We start from the raw sequence: 19,453 nt of genomic DNA on the forward strand, positions 1-19,453 counted from the left end.
CGGCCTGCAGAAGGCAAGCCGAAACAGGTCATAAGAAGCTTCATATCATAAGCTCAATCAGGAAGGGGCCATTTCGGTTAAAGCTGCTCTTCATGAGGTCTGCACACTCGTCAAGAGTCGTGGCACGCGCCGCCTCAACCCCCATGCCATTGGCAAGCTGGACCCAGTTGAGGAAAGGGTTACCCAGGTCCAGCATGCTCATTGCAGTGTCACCGGGAACCGCGCCGACGTTTTTGTATTCGCCGATCAGGATGTTGTACTTGCTGTTGTTAAGAATGATGGTCGTAACGGGCAGCTGGTCGCGAGCTTGGGTCCAGAGAGACTGCAGGGAGTACATGGCAGAACCGTCTGCCTGCAGGTTAATCACTCGACGTTGCTTACCGGCACCGATTGCGGCACCTGTCGCCACCGGCATTCCGTCACCGATTGCACCGCCGGCCAGGTGCAACCAGTCGTGTGCGGGAGCCGCGTGGGTGAATTTGTAGAAACCGCGACCGTACGAGATGCTTTCGTCAGAGATGATGGAGTTCTCAGGCATCAGCGCTGCCAATGTTTGAGCCAGACCTTCCGGAGTGGGGGTGCCACTGACAGTCTCCGGACGAGGGCCTGGATCGGAATTTTCAACCTCGGGAGCGCTCAGTGCGTCAACCAGCGCCTTCAGAGCACCCACAGCATCCTGATCGGGTCGCGAGAGCACATGCAGTTGCGTGGTAGGTGAATACTGCCTAGATGGAAGCTCCGGATACCCAAAGAAACCAACCGGCGGCTTGGCGTTCACCAGAATGATGTGCTCGAAAGGCTGGAGAGCCGAGATGGCAGCATCCATGTCGTAGGGAACGCGGTCCAGTTGCATCCGACCACGGCCCCGCGCCACATGAGCGCTCACATAGTCGGCCATGACTTTGGCACCGGTTGCACTTGCGATGCGCCAGGCAAGAGCTTGCGCCGCGCTCAGAACCCCGTGGCCGGCAAGGAGAATCAGCACGTTCTGGTTGTTCCGCAAGATACGAGCCGCATTTTCAACTACATGCCCATCAATAGCGGGAGGTGCAGGCGGTGTAATAGGTGCGGCAACCACGCCGCCCCCTTCCCATGAGACGTCGGCAGGCAGGATAAGCGTCGCAATCTGGCCGGGATAAGTCTTCGCCGCACGGACTGCGAGAGCTGCATCGTGCCCCAAGCCAGCCGGACTGGTGCTCGTTTGCACCCACTGGGACACGGTTCGGGCCATGCCATCCGTATCTGCGGTTAGCGGTGCATCGAATGGGCGATGGTACGTGGCTTGGTCGCCCACGATGTTCACGATACCGCTACGCGCCCGCCGAGCGTTGTGGAGATTTCCCAAGCCATTTGCCAGGCCGGGGCCACAATGAAGGAGCGTACAGGCCGGCTTGCGAGCGATACGGAAGTAGCCATCCGCCATTCCGGTCACAATGTTTTCCTGCAAACCCAACACACATTTCATTCCAGGAATTTGGTCTAGCGCGGCGACAAAGTGCATTTCACTAGTCCCGGGATTTGCAAAGCAAGTATCCACACCCGAAGCCAGAAGTGTCTCAACCAAACTCTTAGCACCATTCATCTTTAAATACTCCGAGATTCTTTCTTAATGCTTAATCGCATATATCCCATCTATGGATGGCACACAAACATTTGTGCGCTACTTGGTTCACCACCGTGCCTAGTGACTCCGAGCAGTTGCATGAACCGCAACAAGTGCTTCTCCCAGCCTACGAACTCCTTCGAAAATTTCGTCCTGAGTTGGCGCGGAAAACGACAGTCGTAGAGTTGAGTAATCAGGGTCTACTGCATGGAACCCTGTTCCTGGTACGAAAATGACTTTGCGAGGAATCGCTTCGTGTAGCAGGCCTGCAGCTTTGTACCCACCGGTCAGTTTGGCCCAAATGAACATGCCGCCCTGTGGCTCGTGAAAAGTAATTGCATCGCCCACCAAATCTTTTAGCCCTTGACTCAGTGCTCGACACTTTTCCCCATAACCCTGACGGATCTTTTCCAGATGGGCTTCAAGCTTGCCGCTGGCGAGGTACTCGGCAGCGATACCCTGTGTCCAAGGTGAACTCCCCACATCAGCACTCTGTTTAGCGACATAGATACGCCGAGCTATTTCAGTTGGCGCAATCGCCCAGCCGACACGGATACCTGGCGCAACGATCTTTGAAAGGCTTGCGAGGTATACGATCCAATCGGAGGCACCAGGCACTTGCTTTGCCAACGCCAGTAATGAAGAAACGGGTTCGCCAGAGAAGCGCAGTTCACTGTAGGGGTCGTCTTCGACGATCACAAACCTGTATTGGACAGCGAGCTCGAGCAGACGGAGGCGCCGCGCCAACGACAAAGTAGCGCCCGATGGATTACCAAAAGTCGGAACTGTGTATAGCAGTTTCGGGAGGTCAGCATCTGCCTCTGCGTTCGCGAGAAGCCGCTCAAGCGCGGCTATATCTAATCCATCGGCGTCAATTGGAACAGGCGTCATTCGCGCCTGATAGGTATGTAGGGCCTGGATGTTGGTCGTATAGGTAGGTTGCTCGACAAGTACGCGGTCACCAGCACTAACAAGCACGCGCATTAGAAGATCGAATGCTTGCTGTGAGCCTGTCGTAACAATAACGTTCTCTGGCTGGGCGCTTGCGCCTCTACTCCGCATGATCCGGATAATCTGAGCCTTCAGCTCAGGGCTTCCATCTGTCCCACCATATTGCAGACAGGTGCGGCTATTCTGAAACGCTTTTACAGAAGCCTCTCTCAGACCTTCCACATCGAACATTTCGGGATCTGGGTAGCCACCCGCGAAAGAAATCATCCCCGGTTCACTGAGATACTTAAAAAGGTCCCGAATAGGGGAACTCATAGGAGTAACGAAGGCAGGGGAAAAGCTGTACATAGGCGATCCGTTCAGGCCGAAAGCAGAGGCCAATGGCGATATTGGTATTGTTTGAGGGGCAGGACGCTTGCTTAGCGACACCAGAAACTACAGTTCGCACCACTCCCACTGAAAGCGACCCTGACCTCTAGTACGACCTCTCCGCGACAGCATCACCGTTGGCTGCCAAGCACCACCCAGTAAGGATCGGCCCTGTTGCAGCGAGGCCGTCATGTGACATGAAAACTGCCGCCACCTAGACTTTTATCGAAAAACTCATCTTATGCTGATCCCTTGCTGCGTCAGAGCTACGCGGACTAGTGCCTTTCAACCTGCAGTGATAAGGGCATGCTTTCCGATCCGCACGCCTTGAGTAAAGCGATTTAAAATTGCTACTTGATGAGTTTTAAGAATAGCCACTACGGCCCACTCGAAATCCCCCGATGCCCATCCGGTAAAAAAGCCCCGCTAGTGCGGGGCAAAAGATGGTGACAGAGAGCGTGACTCCAGCTCCTTTCAAGAGCGATCAGCTCGTAAGCAAGAGACTTCCGTCACCACCCGCACGGAATCGAATTCCTTACTTGCCGCCTTGGTTGAACCAACGTTCGGTGTCCTCAAACGCTTTACCAAAGATATCTGCTATCTCCTGGATTTCTTGTTTCGTCGAAATCAAAGGTGGGCAGAAAGCGATCGAATCACCGATAGGCCGCGTAATCATGCCATGCGCCTGAGCACGAGCCGCCAAGTAGCGGCCCAGCCGTCCTACGGTTTCGAATGGGGCCTTAGTCTTACGATCTGCGACCAGTTCTACTGCAGCAATCAAGCCACAGCCACGCACCTCACCTACCATTGGGTGATCCGCGAAGCCCGCCAATTTAGCTTGTAGCACCTCACCCATTTCTGCAGCGTGCTCAACGAGGTTTTGCTCTTGGATAATCTTAATGTTTTCCAATGCAACAGCGCTTGCAACCGGATGGCCACTGCCCGTGAATCCGTGTCCCAGAGTGCCCAAAGCGCTACTCTGATCGGCAATCCCTTCAAATACCTTCTCGTTAATCAGGATTGCAGCGATCGGTTGATACGAGGAAGACATCTGCTTGGAGATAACCATAACATCAGGCCGGATCCCAAATGTCTCGCAGCCAAACATCTTTCCTGTACGACCGAAGCCACAGATAACCTCATCTGCAACGATCAAAATGTCATATTTTCGGCAAACAGCCTGCATCTTCTCCCAATAGGTGCGCGGAGGAACAATAACACCACCCGCGCCCATAAGCGGCTCGCCGTAGAAGGCAGCGATAGTTTCCGGTCCTTCTCGGAGAATGACACTCTCCAGTTCAGAAGCCATACGATCTGCAAACTGCTCTTCAGTTTCACCTGGCTGGCCATTACGATAAAAATGCGGGCAGCTAACATGATGGAAACCGGGCAGCGGCACGTCAAAGCCACGCTGATTAACCGGAAGCCCTGTCAGACTGGCGCTAACAGCCGTGATGCCGTGATATGCATTCAGTCGGCTGATGAACTTTTTCTTCTCAGGCTTACCAAGAGCATTGTTTCGATACCAGAGCATTTTCACAACGGTATCATTCGCTTCAGAGCCAGAGTTTGTGAAGAACACCTTACTCATTGGCACAGGAGCGATCTCTATCAGCTTCTCCGCAAGCTCGATACTCGGGCCATGGCCCTTATGGGTAAAGATATGATAGAAGGGCAGCTTACGCATTTGCTGTTCGGCAGCCTTAACCAAGCGCTCATTGCTGAAACCCAGCGCAACACTCCACAGGCCAGACATAGCCTCGATATAACGCTTACCCTCGACATCAAAGACATAAACACCTTCGCCGCGATCAATGATCAGCGGACCCACGTCCTGGTGCAGACGTGCATCGGTGTATGGATGGAGATGGTGCTTGACATCCTTTTCAGCAAGCGAAAGATTTGATTGGCTCATTGCTAATTACTCCACATTCAAGGCTTTGACGAGTCAAATACAAAAACTGACAAATCAAAAATTAAATTCGTTCGATCGATCGTATTAAATCTCAAGGGACATTGAAGAACCCCCCTTAACCAAGCCGACTTAACCCATACGATTATAGCGAAGCATCAAACAACACCTCGCCAAGGCGATCTAAAGGCAATCTTCAATGCCACACCCAAATCTCACAACCCCAATACAAGACTTCTTCAAACCAGCAAACCGATAAGTTTCAGACACAATAATCCCGACATTAACCACAACAACTTAGGACTCCAAGGCTTTGCCAAACACAAAACAACACCCCGGCTCGCGTAATTATCCGTGCATCACGCCAATGTCAACGAGAGGGATCTGAGAAAAGCTAGGGTTTCGCATTGCGATGATTGACCAAATTAAAACGAGGAGATCGGATGAATGCCCCGCGGCACCACCGAGCCGCGTCTTATCAGCAGCTCGGCGGGACATCTCGTGAAGTTGCTATTACCTGGCAACCCAAGCGTTGAAGCGCCCTTCCAAGTCCTCGCCATAGTCAACCCAGAAGGCGAAGTCCAGCGGCACCGCCTGCTCCAGGTTCTCCGGGGAGGTATTCAGACGTTCCTGTAGAGCTGGATCGAGAAGCGCAGTGGTTTTCAGGTTGGTAGAGCCGTAGCCCATTTTCGTGGTGAAGATCTTCTGCTGCTCAGGGCGTAGCGATAAGGCTATGAAGTCCTCCGCCGCTTGCTTGTCCGGACTGCCTTTGGGGATTGCCCAATAGTCGATGGCATAGATACTGCCATTCCACACCATCTTCATTGGCGCACCTTCACCCTGAGCAGCAAACACCCGCCCATTGTACGCCGCACTCATCACCACATCGCCACTGGCGAGGAACTGCAAGGGTTGCGCGCCGGATTCCCACCACTGAATTGACGACTTGATTTGGTCCAGCTTGCGGAAGGCACGATCTATGCCTGCGGGAGTGGACAGCACCTTGTACAAGTCTTCCTTTGGCACGCCATCAGCCAACAAGGCGATCTCTAGGTTGTACTTGGCCCCCTTGCGCAGCGCACGCTTGCCAGGGAATTTCTGCGTGTCCCAGAAATCTGCCCAACCGGTCGGTGCGGTGGGTAGCCGCTTGGCGTCGTAGGCCATAACCATCGACCAGACCAGCAGGCCAGCGCCGCAGTCAGAGAAGGTTCCTTGGATGAAGTCGCCGGAGTTGCCCAGACGCTTCTGATCCAATTGCTCAAACAGCCCCTCATCGCAGCCACGGAGCACCTCTGAGCCTTCGACTTGGACCACATCCCAGGAGACGTTGCCGACCTCGACCATGGCCTTGATCATGCCCATCTCACCGTTGTATTCACCGGCAATCACTTTGTTGCCGGAAGCCTTCTCAAAAGGCGTGTAGTAGGCTTCGGTCTGAATTTGCTTGGCGGTGCCACCAAACGAAATTACGGTCACGTCAGCCGCTAGGGCACAAGAACTCAGGCCCATCATAAGGGTCGCCAGTAGCGTTTTTTTCATGTCTACCTCTAGATGTTGTTGTTGGCAGATTGCAATTTGCCCCAGCCCATTCGGGTCAGGACATAGAAAACGGCTCAGCCTAGGCTCTGGACGAAAAGTCCTGAGGCGGCTTTCAAACCCCTCAGGAACGGTCAGAAAACATCCAATTCTTGAGGATTCTGATGCCTTTACGGAGCGGTTTTCGCTTCGCTGTCTAGCTGCTACTGACTTTTCGTACAGAACCTAGGTGTGGAGCTGAGCCGAGCGCGTATGCTCGAGGCAGGAGGACACGCCATGAGCCCAGGGGCTTTGGCGGTTCGAAACTAGATGGCTAGCGCGCCTCGGATACGCTGAATCATTGCCATGGGCGGAATGAGACCTTGAAGCGCGCGACAGCTCGCTCGGAAACCAAGTGGAGTAGCAGTCATTTCGGCGAAAGCGTGAGAAGAGCCGATCCAAGGTGATTTGGTCATGGTGGGCCGGCCGATCTTTAGCGAAAATGTAAGCTGTGTCGCGCATGACAGATCCTCGTTCCAGGCTTTCGGTAAGACGCTGCACGACTTGGATAATGCTGTCACTTCTTATGGTGCGCCATGTACACCGACGATGGACTGCTGGCAGAGCTGTCATGTCGTCAAGCCTGTACAGTTCCGACCCTCAGCCGACGGAGGTCTCTATGTTGTTAATACTTGATCCCACCTCGGGCACTCCTTTGGTCTCTCAGATAGTGGAGGGTGTCGCGCAGGCCATCCAAGAGCAGCGCTTACGTCCGGGGGCCAAGCTGCCTTCCATCCGCAAGTTCGCCGAGAGCCACGGCGTTAGCCACTTCACCGTTGCCGAGGCCTACGATCGCCTAGTGGCCCGCGGCTGCCTGAACACTGTGCCCAATGCCGGCTATTACGTGCGAGGCCAGGTCGCTGAGGATGCGCGCTACGAGGAGGATGCTCCGGAGTTTGACTTCGATGCCCACCTGCTGCTGCACAAGGCGTTCCAGCCGCTTGGAATGGAACTGCGCCCCGGCATTGGCCTTCTGCCCGATCACTGGATAGACAGTGAGGGTCTGTTGCGCGGCCTGCGGAGCCTGGCGCGCGAGAATCCCATTCAGTACGGCAACTACGGCCAGAGCAAAGGCAACCAGCGCCTTCGCGGCAAGCTTGCCGACCGCCTGGCTGACGCAGGTGTTGCCGCCGGTCCCGAACAACTACTGCTGACCAGCGGTGCCAGCCAGGCGCTTGATCTGACAGTTCGGTACCTGGTGCAACGCGGCGATCCGGTGTTGGTGGATGAGCCCGGATACCAGCACCTCTTCCTCAACCTGCGCCTGCAAGGTGCCCGGCTGCTGGGTGTTCCTCGCACCGTGGATGGCCTGGATCTAGAGCGCTTGGAGCAACTGGCAAGCGAGCACCGGCCGAAGGTCTATTTCACTCAGGCACGACTGCATAGCCCTACCGGTACTAGCCTGTCGCTTGCTGCTAGCCATCGCTTGCTGCAATTGGCGGAGAAATACGATTTCCTGATTGTCGAGAATGACATTTACGCTGACCTCGATCCCTCCGGCCAGTTGGTGCTGGCTAATCTTGATCAGTTGGCACGGGTGATCTACATCAGCAGCCTGTCCAAGGTGATTGCCCCTGCGCTGCGGGTTGGCTTCATAGCAGCGCACCCGGAGCTGATTGAGGAGTTGGTGCCGCTGAAGATCGTTAGCGGTTTGACCAGTTCGGAGCTCACCGAGACCCTGGCTCTGGACATTCTGCTCCAGGGCCGCCAACGCAAGCACGTGCGCCAACTGCGCGAACAGCTCAGCGAGGCTCACGAAAGCGTGGCGCGGCGCCTTGAGGCGGCCGGTCTGGAGCTTTTCCACGAACCGCATGCCGGCATGTTCCTCTGGGCCCGCCACAGGGCAGTGGCTGACGCGACCCAACTCGCCCGGCAAGCCAAGGAAGCGAAGATCCTTCTGTTCCCTGGCCAGCTGTTTATGCCAGACGGCCGCAATGTACCTTGGATGCGCTTCAATGTTGGCCACTCATTGGACGCGCGACTCTACGAATTCCTGGCTCGACAGAACTGACACCAACAATGGATAGCCGCGTAGACCAAGGGACCTCGCGCTGCAGGCCACTGCTCCGGATCGCACCGGCGGATGTGCATGAGCAAAGACGCCCTCTCGTTCTCCGGCATAGCAGCGAGGCATGCTCTCCCAACCGGACTCTGAGCCAGCCGCGAATCGCTACCAATTTGCCGAAGCGTGATGACGCGCCCTTGTCCTTGCACCACATCCAAACAGACCATCTGAAAGTGGTCCCGAGCAGCTGCCCTAGCTTAAGGTTCCGACACCAACTGCGAAGTTGGCGCCAGAGACTAACGCAACCTTTCGTGGCACATAGCCCTTACGCGGACTCCCTCGTGGGTTGCAGCGCTACCTTGTTGGCAGAAAGGAAATCTCGCACGGTCGTAGGCTTCCGGCCCGTCAACTCTTCGACGGCCTGAGTCACAGTGGCATGGAAGCCAACGGCCGTGGCCCGATCGAACTCGACCAGCGCACCAATTAACGTACGCGGCAGGCCAGTTCCAGCCATGACATCACGCAGTGCAGCCTCCGTGATTTCCTCATGCACCAACTGCTTACCCGTCAGCTCTGACACGAACGCGGCAATATCTTCTGCGGTCACGGCTGCCGGGCCGGTGACCTCGATAATCCGGTTAGCGGTGTCGCCCGAAGCTAGTACCGCCGCATCGGCCCGGGCGCAATCTTCTCGCGTAACCCAGTGACGCCCTCGGTTGGCCGTCGCCGTGGTCAATACGCCACTGGCGATTGCCTGCGTCAGCATCCACAGCAAGTTTTCGGCATAAAGCCCATGGCGCATGAAGGTCCAACTCATCGAGCTTGCGACGATGGCCTGCTCAGTCCAGAAATGATCGTCTTCCACGGCACTCTCGCTGCTCGGTTGCGGCGACGGCAACGATGTGTAGACGATGTGTTTGACTCCAGCTTTCTCGGCCGCGGCGATAGCAGCCTTGTGTTGGGCCAGCCGCCGACCGGGCACGTGGATGGCATCGGTGCTAATCAGCAACATGCGGTCGATACCAGCAAAAGCTGACGACAGGAATTCCGGGTGGTCGAAGTCGGCAGCGCGGACTTCGACCCCCTTAGCGGCAAGGTCAGCCAACTTGGACGGATCGCGCGTGGTGGCAACGATGGGGCCGGCGTTTACTTCCAGCAGTGACTCGACTACGCGACGACCAAGATTGCCGGAAGCGCCGGTTACCAAGAGACGTTGGGACATGGTGGATCTGCCTTGACGTTTGGGTTGATGGGGGGATTGGCGTGTTGCTCACACCCCTGCCGTTGAACACCAGCAGCCCTACCTTTACGAGCCACAAGGTGACGTGAAGACCATAGGAACACCGCGAGATGGTGGGTGCTTAGGACAACCCCAATCCAAGAGTAGAAGAGGGACTTAGTTCTCTTTTGTTCGTTAGGATAATATTGGCACTGTCGCGCTACCCACAAGAAGGCACATCCATGTCACCGAGAAACATCCAGATGCCGGACGAATGCCTTTTCGTACGCGAAATCCTCGACCGGGTCGGTGACAAGTGGAGTCTATGCATCGTGGGCGCCCTGCGAGCGGGACCCAAACGCTTCAATGAGCTCAAGCGCGCCGTCGAGGGCATTTCTCAGCGCATGCTGACTCTCACACTTCGTGGACTGGAGCGCGACGGATTGATCAAGCGCAAGATGTTCCCAACGATCCCACCGCGAGTGGATTACGAACTGACTGACCTTGGTCAGACCCTGTTGGAACCGGTGCTCGCCCTCGTTGCCTGGGCGGAACAGAACAAGGCGGTCATTCAGGGCGCGCGATCGGACTATGACGCAATGAGCGGGACGTCGTCGCCACCGGCTCCACTACCTTTGCAGGCGCACTCTGACTCGCGAGTCCAACCTCGCTAAAACGGAACGTTTTCTTCTCACAGCGCTGCTGCCGGCCTAGAGTGGATCCTTGTTGATAGAAGGATTGTTGCCTGGCACATAAAATGTCCCGGAACTCGACGGCTTGCACCTAGCGTTGCGCCACATCGACACGTAGCTCGGCGAGCCTCAGTGCTGGAGTCATCGTGAAATAAAAAACCCGCTCCGAGGAGCGGGTCTTCTGTATGGCGGGCCAGGAAAGCGCTGTTACAGCAGCTTTTCCAGTTCCGGTACGATCTCGAATAGGTCACCCACCAGGCCGTAGTCGGCCACCTGGAAGATCGGGGCTTCTTCGTCCTTGTTGATGGCGACGATGACCTTGGAGTCCTTCATGCCCGCCAGGTGCTGGATGGCACCGGAGATACCGACGGCGATGTACAGCTGCGGCGCGACGATCTTGCCGGTCTGGCCGACCTGCAAGTCGTTTGGCACGAAGCCGGCGTCGACAGCGGCACGGGACGCGCCCACGGCAGCACCCAGCTTGTCGGCCAGGGCGTACAGGTGCTTGAAGTTGTCGCCGTTCTGCATGCCACGGCCGCCGGAAACGACGATCTTGGCAGCGGTCAGTTCCGGACGGTCGGACTTGGCCAGTTCCTCGCCGACGAAGGCGGACTTGCCGGCGTCGCTGGCGGTGCCCACGGCTTCGATGGCAGCGGAACCGCCTTCGGCGACAGCGGCGTCGAAACCGGTGGAACGTACTGTGATCACCTTCACGGCAGCCGAGGACTGCACGGTGGCGATGGCGTTACCGGCGTAGATCGGACGCTTGAAGGTATCGGCGCTCTCGACGGCGATGATCTCGGAGATCTGGTCGACGTCCAGCAGGGCCGCCACGCGCGGCAGGTAGTTCTTGCCGTTGGTAGTAGCGGGCGCCAGCACGTGGCTGTAGCCCTTGCCCAGCTCGGCAATCAGCGGTGCGACGTTTTCCGGCAGCTGGTGGGCGTAGGCGGCGTTGTCGGCTACCAGCACCTTGGACACGCCAGCGATCTTGGCAGCGGCTTCGGCGGCGGTGCCAACACCCTGACCTGCAACCAGCACGTGGATGTCGCCACCGATCTTCTGAGCGGCGGTCACGGTGTTGAGGGTGGCGGCTGCCAGAGCGGCATTGGTGTGTTCAGCGATTACAAGGACGGCCATCTCAGATCACCTTCGCTTCGTTCTTCAGTTTCTCGACCAGCTCGGCCACGGACTTGACCTTGATGCCAGCCTGACGGGCAGCCGGTGCTTCGACTTTCAGGGTCTTGACGGTGGAAGCGGTGGAAACGCCCAGGGCGTCCGGGGTCACGACGTCCAGCGGCTTCTTCTTGGCCTTCATGATGTTCGGCAGCGACGCGTAGCGCGGCTCATTCAGGCGCAGGTCGGTGGTGACGATCGCCGGCAGGGCCAGCGCGACGGTCTGCAGGCCGCCGTCGATCTCACGGGTGACGTTGACCTTGTCGCCAGCCACTTCAACCTTGGAGGCGAAGGTGCCTTGGGCGTAGCCGGTCAGGGCGCCCAGCATCTGGCCGGTCTGGTTGTTGTCGCTGTCGATGGCCTGTTTGCCGAGGATGACCAGTTGCGGCTGCTCCTTGTCGACCACGGCTTTCAGCGCCTTGGCCACGGCCAGGGAGTTCAGCTCGTCGGCGGACTCGACCAGGATGGCGCGATCGGCGCCCAGGGCCAGGGCAGTACGCAGCTGCTCTTGAGCAGTGTTCGGGCCGATGGTGACGACGACGATTTCACTCGCTACGCCTTTTTCTTTCAGACGGACGGCTTCTTCCACGGCAATTTCGCAGAACGGGTTCATCGACATCTTCACGTTGGCGAGGTCGACGCCGGAGTTGTCCGCCTTGACGCGGACTTTGACGTTGTAGTCGACCACTCGTTTAACGGCTACGAGGACTTTCATAAGAGTCTCCAAAAACAATATGAGCGGAGCGCACCTGGAGGGTGCTCTAGCGATATGGGGAAGTCAGAGCTCGCCGAGCTGTTCAATCACCCCAGCCGCCTTGAGCTCACTCAGACGGGCATCGTTGAGACCAAGCTGCCGCTTCAGTACTTCGTCGGTGTGCTCACCAAGACGTGGCGCTGGGCGCACGTACTGGACGGGCGTATCGGACAGCTTCACGGGACTGCCAACCATCCTGAATTCGGGATTCAGCGCATGGGGGATATCGACCAGCATTTCACGAGCCACTACCTGTGGTTCGGCCAGTGCCCGACCGATATCGTTGATGACGCCTACCGGTACCTTGACCGAGTGAATTTTGGCTACCCAGCTGTCGGCAGTATCACTAACGAAGTGTTCGGCAAGCATGCTGACGATCGCCTCACGGTTTCGTACTCGATCGGCATTTTTCGCAAAACGCGGATCGCTCGGCAGGTCGGGGAGACCGATGACATTGCACAAGGCAACGAACTGGCTGTCGTTACCGCAGGCGATGATGAAGTCCCGGTCCTGGGCGGAAAATACTTGGTAAGGGACAATGTTGACGTGCGCATTGCCTTGACGCCCGGGGGAACGCTCGGTGCTCAGGTAGTTCTGGCTCTGGTTGCCCAGTGCTGCGACCTGCACGTCCAGCAGCGCCATGTCACAGTGCTGCCCACGGCCAGTCTTCTGACGCGCGAGCAGCGCCGCCTGAATCGCGATGGTGGAGTACAGGCCGGTCATCAAATCAGCCACGGCAACCCCGACCTTCTGAGGCCCCGCGCCCGGTACCCCATCTTTCTCGCCGGTGATGCTCATCAGTCCACCCATGCCCTGGATGATGAAGTCATAGCCAGGCTCTTCCGAACGCGGGCCGGTCTGACCAAAACCGGTGATCGAGCAGTACACCAGCCGCGGATTGAGCTTCGACAGACTGTCGTAGTCGAGTCCGTACTTCGCCAGTGAACCAACCTTATAGTTCTCGATCAGTACATCGCACTCACAAACCATCGCACGAACCAGATCTTGCCCTTCAGGCGTGGCGAGATTCAGTGCTACCGAAAGCTTGTTGCGGTTCGCGGACTGGTAGTAGGACGCCTCGGAGCTGTCCGAACCGTCAGCGTTCTTCATGTAGGGAGGCCCCCACCCTCGAGTGTCGTCCCCCACGCCAGGCCGTTCGATCTTGATGACTTCCGCTCCCAGGTCAGCCAGGAGCTGGCCACACCAGGGGCCAGCCAAAACTCGACTCAGGTCCAGTACGCGGTATCCGGTTAATGCACCCATTAATTACACCCTCGCTACTGCGCGCTTACACACGCGCGATCACCATTGCCAGCCCCTGGCCGACACCGATGCACAGACTCACAACCGCATAGCGCCCACCACTGCGTTGCAACTCTCGTGCTGCGCCAAGGGCAAGTCGCGCGCCGGAAGCCCCCAGTGGGTGCCCCACTGCAATTGCACCACCATTGGGATTTACACGAGCATCGTCGAAGGCAACGCCGAGTCCGCGCAGGCAACCCAGTACCTGGGAGGCGAAGGCCTCGTTGATCTCAATGATGTCCATGTCTGCCAGGCTCAGTCCGGCGCGCTGAAGCGCCTTGTTGATCGCCTCAACCGGTCCAACGCCCATGATGCGCGGCTCTACACCGACCGCGGCTGCGGAGAGAATGCGGGCCATTGGCTTAAGGCCGAAGCGCTCACCTGCTGCGGCAGAACCGATCAGCAAAGCTGCTGCACCATCGTTCACACCAGATGCATTGCCTGCGGTGACAACCCCACCCGCGAACAACGGCCGCAGGCGTACCAGGGCCGCCTGGTCGGACTCGGGACGAGGATGCTCGTCATGCTCGACGACTCTGGGCGGCGTCTTACGGCCCGTGGGCACACTGACAGGCATAATCTCGTCGGCGAAGAAACCAAAACTGCGAGCCGCTTCGTAGCGGGCCTGGGAAGCTGCAGCGAAACGGTCGGCCTCCTCGCGGCTGATGCCATATTCATGAGCCACGTTATCGCCAGTCTGCGGCATGCTGTCGTTGCCAAAAGCCTCGATGATTCGCGGGTTGGGAAAGCGCGCCCCGATCGTACTGTCGAACGCCGTGAAATCACGGCTGTAGGCCGCTTCGGCCTTGGCAATCACAAACGGCGCGCGAGACATGCTTTCCACGCCACCGGCGACAAACAGATCGCCCTCACCGCAGGTCACCGCCCGCGCAGCATCGATTACCGCCGCCAAGCCGCTGGCGCACAGACGGTTAACCGTCTGCCCCGGCACAGTCACCGGCAGGCCGGCCAGCAAGGCGGCATGACGGGCAATGTTTCGGCTGTCTTCACCGGCCTGGTTGGTGTTGCCGAGGATCACATCCTCAACGGCATCACCCGGCACGCCATTTCGGGCCAGCAGTTCACGAATCACAAGAGCAGCGAGATCGTCCGGACGAACCGGAGCAAGTGCACCGCCATGGCGGCCAAAGGGGGTACGCAGGCCGGCATACAGAAATGCATTGAGCATCAAATGTTCCCAGGTCAGTTGAATGAAGGTTTAGGCCAGTTCCGGCTCGGGTTGGCGCAGGGAAAGACCCAGCTCGGCGCGGCGCCGCAGCCAGGGGCCCGGGCGATAGCGCGGATCGCCGGTCAGGTAGGAGATGCGCGCGAGAATCTCAAGCAGGCGCTTCGCGCCCAACTCATCGCCCCAAGCAAGTGGCCCCCTCGGATAACCCAGACCACGACGCACTCCCTCGTCCAGATCGTCTACAGTAGAGATCCGTTGCTGAGCGATGTCCCCTGCCAAGTTAACGATCATGGCCATCACGCGCTGGGCGACGAAACCAACGCTGTCGTTGATAACCGTCACGCCGACGCCGTCCCCAGCCAACAATGCATGAGCAGCTTCACGCACGGCCGGTGCAGTGACGGGCGTCTGCATCAGACAGCGGTGGCGCTGTAGGTCCAGCAGCATGTCGATGCATATGGTGCGTGCCGGATCGGTGCCAAAGCGCAGACATGCACTGCTGGCATCATGGCCATAAGGCGCCAACAGACAGAGTGCTTCCTCGGAGGGGTGCTCGCCCCACTCCAAACGCCCGCCCAATTTCTGCACCAACGCGCCCAGGGTGACGCCATCTTGCTCATTCTCTGTCCCGAGCCAAATCGGTGGTAGAACCTGCACCGTCGGCACCAGCTGCGGGGCGGGAGCATCGATCATCTGTCCATCACGGTAGCGGTAGAAGCCGCGCCCAGCCTTGCGCCCCACGTACCCTGCCTCAAGCATGAGGCGTGTCAGCGCAGCCGGTCGATAGCGGGGATCCTGAAAGAACTGGTTGTAGATCGACTCGATTACCGGATGCGAGACATCCAAGGCCGTGAGATCGAAGAGTTCCAGCGGCCCCATACGGAAGCCCATACCTTCGCGCAGGATACGATCTATATCGGCTGGCTCAGCCACGCCCTCTTTGAGGATCTGCAGCGCCTCCGTACTGTAGGCGCGGCCAGCGTGGTTGATGATGAACCCGGGAGTATCCTTGGCACGAATGCCACGATGCCCAATTCGTGCTGCCAGCGCCTGCAAGCAGTCTCCCACAGCCGGGTCAGTGGCCAAGCCATCGATCACTTCGACGACTTTCATCAGCGGCACAGGGTTGAAGAAGTGGAAACCTGCCACCCGCTCGGGATGTCGACAGCCACAAGCAATGCTAGTAACCGACAGCGACGATGTATTAGTTGCTAAAATACAATCGGAAGTAACCACTGCTTCCAACTCAGCAAGCAGTTTCTGCTTTACATCCAACCTTTCAATGATGGCTTCCACCACCAGTTGGGCACCGCTCAGTTGATCCAGGGCCGTCGCGACCTGTAGTCGCCCCAGCGCTGCCCCCGCTTCGGAGGCAGGGATCTTGCCCTTCTCCACCAGCTTGTCGAAGGTCTTCTTTAGGTTTTCGCAGGCGGCCTGTGCGGCGCCCTCTCGGGCATCAAAAAGTCGAACCTGAATGCCAGCCTGCACGGCGATCTGGGCAATGCCGGTGCCCATGACACCGGTGCCGACGATGGCCATACGCTCGATACTGCGTGTCATGTCACTCCCCCTTGAAGATGGCTTCACGTTTTTCCAGGAAGGCGGCTGCGCCTTCCTTTTGGTCTTGCGAGTCAAACAGCAGCTGGAAAGCCTTGCGCTCCAACATCAGCGCACTGTCCAACGGCAGATCAGCGCCGCACAGCAGCACCTCTTTGATCTGTGCTACTGCCAACGGCGGTAGTGCTGCAATCTCCGATGCAAGCTCAAGCGCTCGCGGCAATGTCCGATCATCGCTTACAACTTCACTGACCATGCCGATGGCCAACGCTTCAGGGGCCTTAACTAAGCAGCCGGTCAGGGCGATTCGCATCGCCTGGAATTTGCCTACCGCGCGAATCAAGCGCTGGGTGCCACCGGCTCCAGGCATAAGACCCAGCTTCACCTCAGGCTGGCCGAATCGGGCCGACTCACCAGCAACGATGAGATCGCAATGCATGGCAAGTTCGCAGCCTCCGCCCAAGGCGAAGCCGTTCACTGCTGCGATGACTGGCTTCGGGCAGCGGCTGATCGCCTCCCACAAGTACTCGGCATGACGGAGGTACATCTCGATCGGGGTAGCCTGGGCGAACTCGCGAATGTCAGCTCCGGCGACGAAGCAACTCTCGCCACCGGTCAGGACGATTGCCCTTACTCGCGAGTCGCTGGCAAGAGCACGGAAATGCTCGGCCAGCTGCTGACGCACGTGGGTGTTGAGCGCGTTACGCGCCTCAGGACGGTCAATGCGGACAATCGCCACGCCCTTCTTTTGAATCTGAACATGGACGAGGGTGTCCTCTTGGGAACTCATGCTGCCTCCAACCAAGTTTCGCCAGGCGAAACACGATTTCGTATTTATGATTATCATAGTGACAGGTCGACATGAATGTAAACGCCAAGTGTCTGGCAAAATATAAAAACCAATATAAATCAGTATGTTAGATGAGTATTCAAATGAGCGATTGGCGCAAGCCGCAGAAAATGCTAGAATTTCGCCTAGCGAAACTCAATTTTATTTTCTTGATTTATTGAAAAGGAGGGTTCTACCATGCGTCGTAACAGGGCGGATCGGGATGACGGCGGGCAATCCAGTCATGAGAGCGAACTCGCCCTCCTGGAGAAGGGCCTGCTTGACCCCATCACGGCGATGAACGAGGAGGAAAACAGTGGTCAGTTCGTCACTGCGCTAGCCCGTGGTCTTGAACTGATGCGTTGCTTCAGCCCACGCGAAAACGTTCTCGGTAATCAGGAATTGGCTCGTATGACCGGCCTACCCAAGCCGACCGTGACGCGGCTGACCAACACGCTGATGCGCTTGGGCTGCCTGAAGCGAGAGCTACACTCGGGCAAGTATCAGCTGGATGTAGGCGTGCTCGGATTTGGCTACGCGATGCTCTCCAACCTGTCGATCAGGACTGTCGCGCATCCACTGATGGAGCAGCTGGCAAACCATGCACAGGCTGCCGTTGCCATGGCAGCCCGTGACAGATTGCAGATGGTTTACCTGGATGTAGTACAGGGCCAGGGAAACATGACCATGCGCAGGCAGATCGGAACCTACCTGCCGCTAGCGCAGAGCTCAGTAGGCCGAGCATGCCTGGCCGCAATGCCGGAGAACGAGCAGGAATTCCTGCTTGAACATATCCGTCAGCGCGAAATTGAACAGTGGCCGGCCCTGCGCAAAGGGCTGGAGCGCGCGTTCAGGGATTACGCCGATTACGGTTATTGCCTGTCGATCGGCGAGTGGCACCGCGACGTCAACTCTGTCGCTGTGCCCTTGGTACATCCGCAGTATGGGCTGCTGGCCTTCAATTGCGGCGGACCGAGCTTCCAGCTACCACGCGAGAAGCTCGAAGACGATATCGGGCCTCGCCTGATCAACATGGTTAACAACATTGGCGCCGCCGCTCGCTGACCCTACAGGGTGACGGTGCCCAGCCACACCGGCCCGATTTGGGGCCTTGAGGAGAGCACATGATCCGTGACCCCGAAACCCTGCAGATCCTGCTGGACTCGATCCGCCAGTTCGTCGACCAAGAACTGATCCCTCGCGAAAGCGAAGTGGCGGAAACCGACGCCATGCCCCAAGACATCGTCGATCAAATGCGGGAAATGGGTCTGTTCGGCCTGACCATCCCCGAAGAGTTCGGCGGCCTTGGCGTCACTATGGAAGAGGAGGTGAACATTGCCTTCGAGCTTGGACGCACCTCTCCTGCCTTCCGCTCCTACATCGGCACCAACAATGGGATCGGCTCGATCGGCATCCTGGTCGACGGTACCGAAGAACAGAAGCGCCACTTCCTGCCGAAGCTGGCCAGCGGCGAACTGCTTAGCTCCTTCTGCCTCACCGAGCCGGACGCTGGTTCAGACGCTGCCTCACTGAAGACCACTGCAGTACGCGACGGCGACAGCTACGTACTCAACGGCACCAAACGCTTCATCACCAATGCGCCGCACGCGGGCATCTACACTGTGATGGCGCGCACCAACCCTGAGATCAAGGGCGCCGGCGGCATCAGCGCATTCATTGTCGAGCGTGGCACCCCGGGCATCTCATTGGGCAAGCCCGACCACAAGATGGGCCAGAAAGGCGCGCATACAAGCGATGTAATTTTCGACAACGTCCGTGTTCCAGCCACCCACCTGATTGGCGGAGTCGAAGGAGTGGGCTTCAAAACGGCAATGAAGGTGCTCGACAAAGGCCGCCTACATATCGCCGCACTCAGCGTCGGCGCTGCCGAGAGGATGCTGGACGACGCGCTGCGATACGCCATGGAGCGTAAGCAGTTCGGGAAACCGATTGCCGAATTCCAACTCATCCAAGCCATGCTTGCTGATAGCAAAGCAGAAATCTACGCCGCTCGTTGCATGGTTTTGGATGCTGCGCGCAAGCGTGATGCTGGCCAGAACGTCAGCACCGAAGCTTCGTGCGCCAAGATGTTTGCCACCGAAATGTGCGGACGGGTTGCTGACCGTTGCGTACAGATCCATGGCGGCGCCGGCTATGTCAGCGAGTACGCAATCGAGCGCTTCTACCGCGATGTGCGACTGTTCCGGATCTATGAGGGCACCACTCAAATTCAGCAACTGGTCATCGCGCGCAACATGATCCGCGAGAGCCAGCACTGAGGAACTCTGCGTCCACGAATCACACATTGTATGCCGCCGCTCTG

The 19,453-nt window shown here is 57.8% G+C and carries 15 protein-coding genes; 4 read left to right on the forward strand and 11 right to left on the reverse strand.

Annotated features, from left to right (window positions below; translation table 11 throughout):
* Positions 1-40 precede the first annotated feature (40 nt).
* From BLT78_RS10835 to BLT78_RS10850, 4 genes are all read right to left on the reverse strand, one after another.
* The gene (locus tag BLT78_RS10835) at positions 41-1,582 is read right to left on the reverse strand and encodes an acetolactate synthase large subunit (protein WP_090348987.1); all 1,542 of its coding nucleotides are present in this window, start codon (positions 1,580-1,582) and stop codon (positions 41-43) included.
* A 99-nt stretch (positions 1,583-1,681) separates the two neighbouring features.
* Entirely contained in the window at positions 1,682-2,902 is a 1,221-nt protein-coding gene (locus BLT78_RS10840) for an aminotransferase-like domain-containing protein (protein ID WP_090348988.1), read from the reverse strand.
* 556 nt (positions 2,903-3,458) lie between these two features.
* A complete protein-coding gene (locus BLT78_RS10845; RefSeq protein ID WP_090348989.1) occupies positions 3,459-4,838 on the reverse strand; it encodes an aspartate aminotransferase family protein in 1,380 nt (459 codons plus the stop codon).
* A gap of 510 nt (positions 4,839-5,348) precedes the next feature.
* On the reverse strand, positions 5,349-6,374 hold the full coding sequence (locus tag BLT78_RS10850) for an ABC transporter substrate-binding protein (protein ID WP_090348990.1): 1,026 nt from the start codon (positions 6,372-6,374) through the stop codon (positions 5,349-5,351).
* Positions 6,375-6,981: 607 nt separating this feature from the next.
* Between BLT78_RS10850 and BLT78_RS10855 the strand changes: the two genes are divergently transcribed.
* Entirely contained in the window at positions 6,982-8,421 is a 1,440-nt protein-coding gene (locus BLT78_RS10855) for an aminotransferase-like domain-containing protein (protein WP_231975615.1), read from the forward strand.
* A gap of 319 nt (positions 8,422-8,740) precedes the next feature.
* Here BLT78_RS10855 and BLT78_RS10860 read toward each other — a convergent pair whose 3' ends face one another.
* Positions 8,741-9,637 carry an SDR family oxidoreductase gene (locus BLT78_RS10860; RefSeq protein ID WP_090348991.1) on the reverse strand — a complete coding sequence of 299 codons (897 nt, stop codon included), beginning with the start codon at positions 9,635-9,637 and terminating at the stop codon, positions 8,741-8,743.
* 239 nt (positions 9,638-9,876) lie between these two features.
* Between BLT78_RS10860 and BLT78_RS10865 the strand changes: the two genes are divergently transcribed.
* Positions 9,877-10,308, forward strand: a complete 432-nt coding sequence (locus BLT78_RS10865; RefSeq protein ID WP_090348992.1) for a winged helix-turn-helix transcriptional regulator — start codon at positions 9,877-9,879, stop codon at positions 10,306-10,308.
* A gap of 225 nt (positions 10,309-10,533) precedes the next feature.
* Here the strand turns inward: BLT78_RS10865 and BLT78_RS10870 are convergent, their stop codons facing one another.
* The 6 genes from BLT78_RS10870 to BLT78_RS10895 all read right to left on the reverse strand — a co-directional run bounded on the left by BLT78_RS10870 (position 10,534) and on the right by BLT78_RS10895 (position 17,091).
* Positions 10,534-11,463: an electron transfer flavoprotein subunit alpha/FixB family protein gene (locus BLT78_RS10870; RefSeq protein WP_090348993.1), complete on the reverse strand. Its 930-nt coding sequence runs from the start codon at positions 11,461-11,463 to the stop codon at positions 10,534-10,536.
* A 1-nt stretch (position 11,464) separates the two neighbouring features.
* Complete coding sequence (locus tag BLT78_RS10875) at positions 11,465-12,214, reverse strand: electron transfer flavoprotein subunit beta/FixA family protein (RefSeq protein ID WP_090348994.1); 750 nt, start codon at positions 12,212-12,214, stop codon at positions 11,465-11,467.
* A 63-nt stretch (positions 12,215-12,277) separates the two neighbouring features.
* The gene (locus BLT78_RS10880; protein WP_090348995.1) at positions 12,278-13,516 is read right to left on the reverse strand and encodes a CaiB/BaiF CoA transferase family protein; all 1,239 of its coding nucleotides are present in this window, start codon (positions 13,514-13,516) and stop codon (positions 12,278-12,280) included.
* A gap of 25 nt (positions 13,517-13,541) precedes the next feature.
* Positions 13,542-14,744, reverse strand: a complete 1,203-nt coding sequence (locus BLT78_RS10885; RefSeq protein ID WP_090348996.1) for a 3-oxoadipyl-CoA thiolase — start codon at positions 14,742-14,744, stop codon at positions 13,542-13,544.
* Positions 14,745-14,774: 30 nt separating this feature from the next.
* Positions 14,775-16,304, reverse strand: a complete 1,530-nt coding sequence (locus BLT78_RS10890; protein WP_090348997.1) for a 3-hydroxyacyl-CoA dehydrogenase — start codon at positions 16,302-16,304, stop codon at positions 14,775-14,777.
* A gap of 1 nt (position 16,305) precedes the next feature.
* Positions 16,306-17,091, reverse strand: a complete 786-nt coding sequence (locus BLT78_RS10895; protein ID WP_090348998.1) for an enoyl-CoA hydratase — start codon at positions 17,089-17,091, stop codon at positions 16,306-16,308.
* Between the two features lie 237 nt (positions 17,092-17,328).
* Between BLT78_RS10895 and BLT78_RS10900 the strand changes: the two genes are divergently transcribed.
* Positions 17,329-18,195: an IclR family transcriptional regulator gene (locus BLT78_RS10900; protein ID WP_090348999.1), complete on the forward strand. Its 867-nt coding sequence runs from the start codon at positions 17,329-17,331 to the stop codon at positions 18,193-18,195.
* Between the two features lie 59 nt (positions 18,196-18,254).
* Positions 18,255-19,409, forward strand: a complete 1,155-nt coding sequence (locus BLT78_RS10905; RefSeq protein WP_090349000.1) for an acyl-CoA dehydrogenase family protein — start codon at positions 18,255-18,257, stop codon at positions 19,407-19,409.
* Positions 19,410-19,453 lie beyond the last annotated feature (44 nt).

The organism is Pseudomonas oryzae (assembly GCF_900104805.1).
In the GTDB taxonomy this organism is placed as follows: domain Bacteria; phylum Pseudomonadota; class Gammaproteobacteria; order Pseudomonadales; family Pseudomonadaceae; genus Geopseudomonas; species Geopseudomonas oryzae.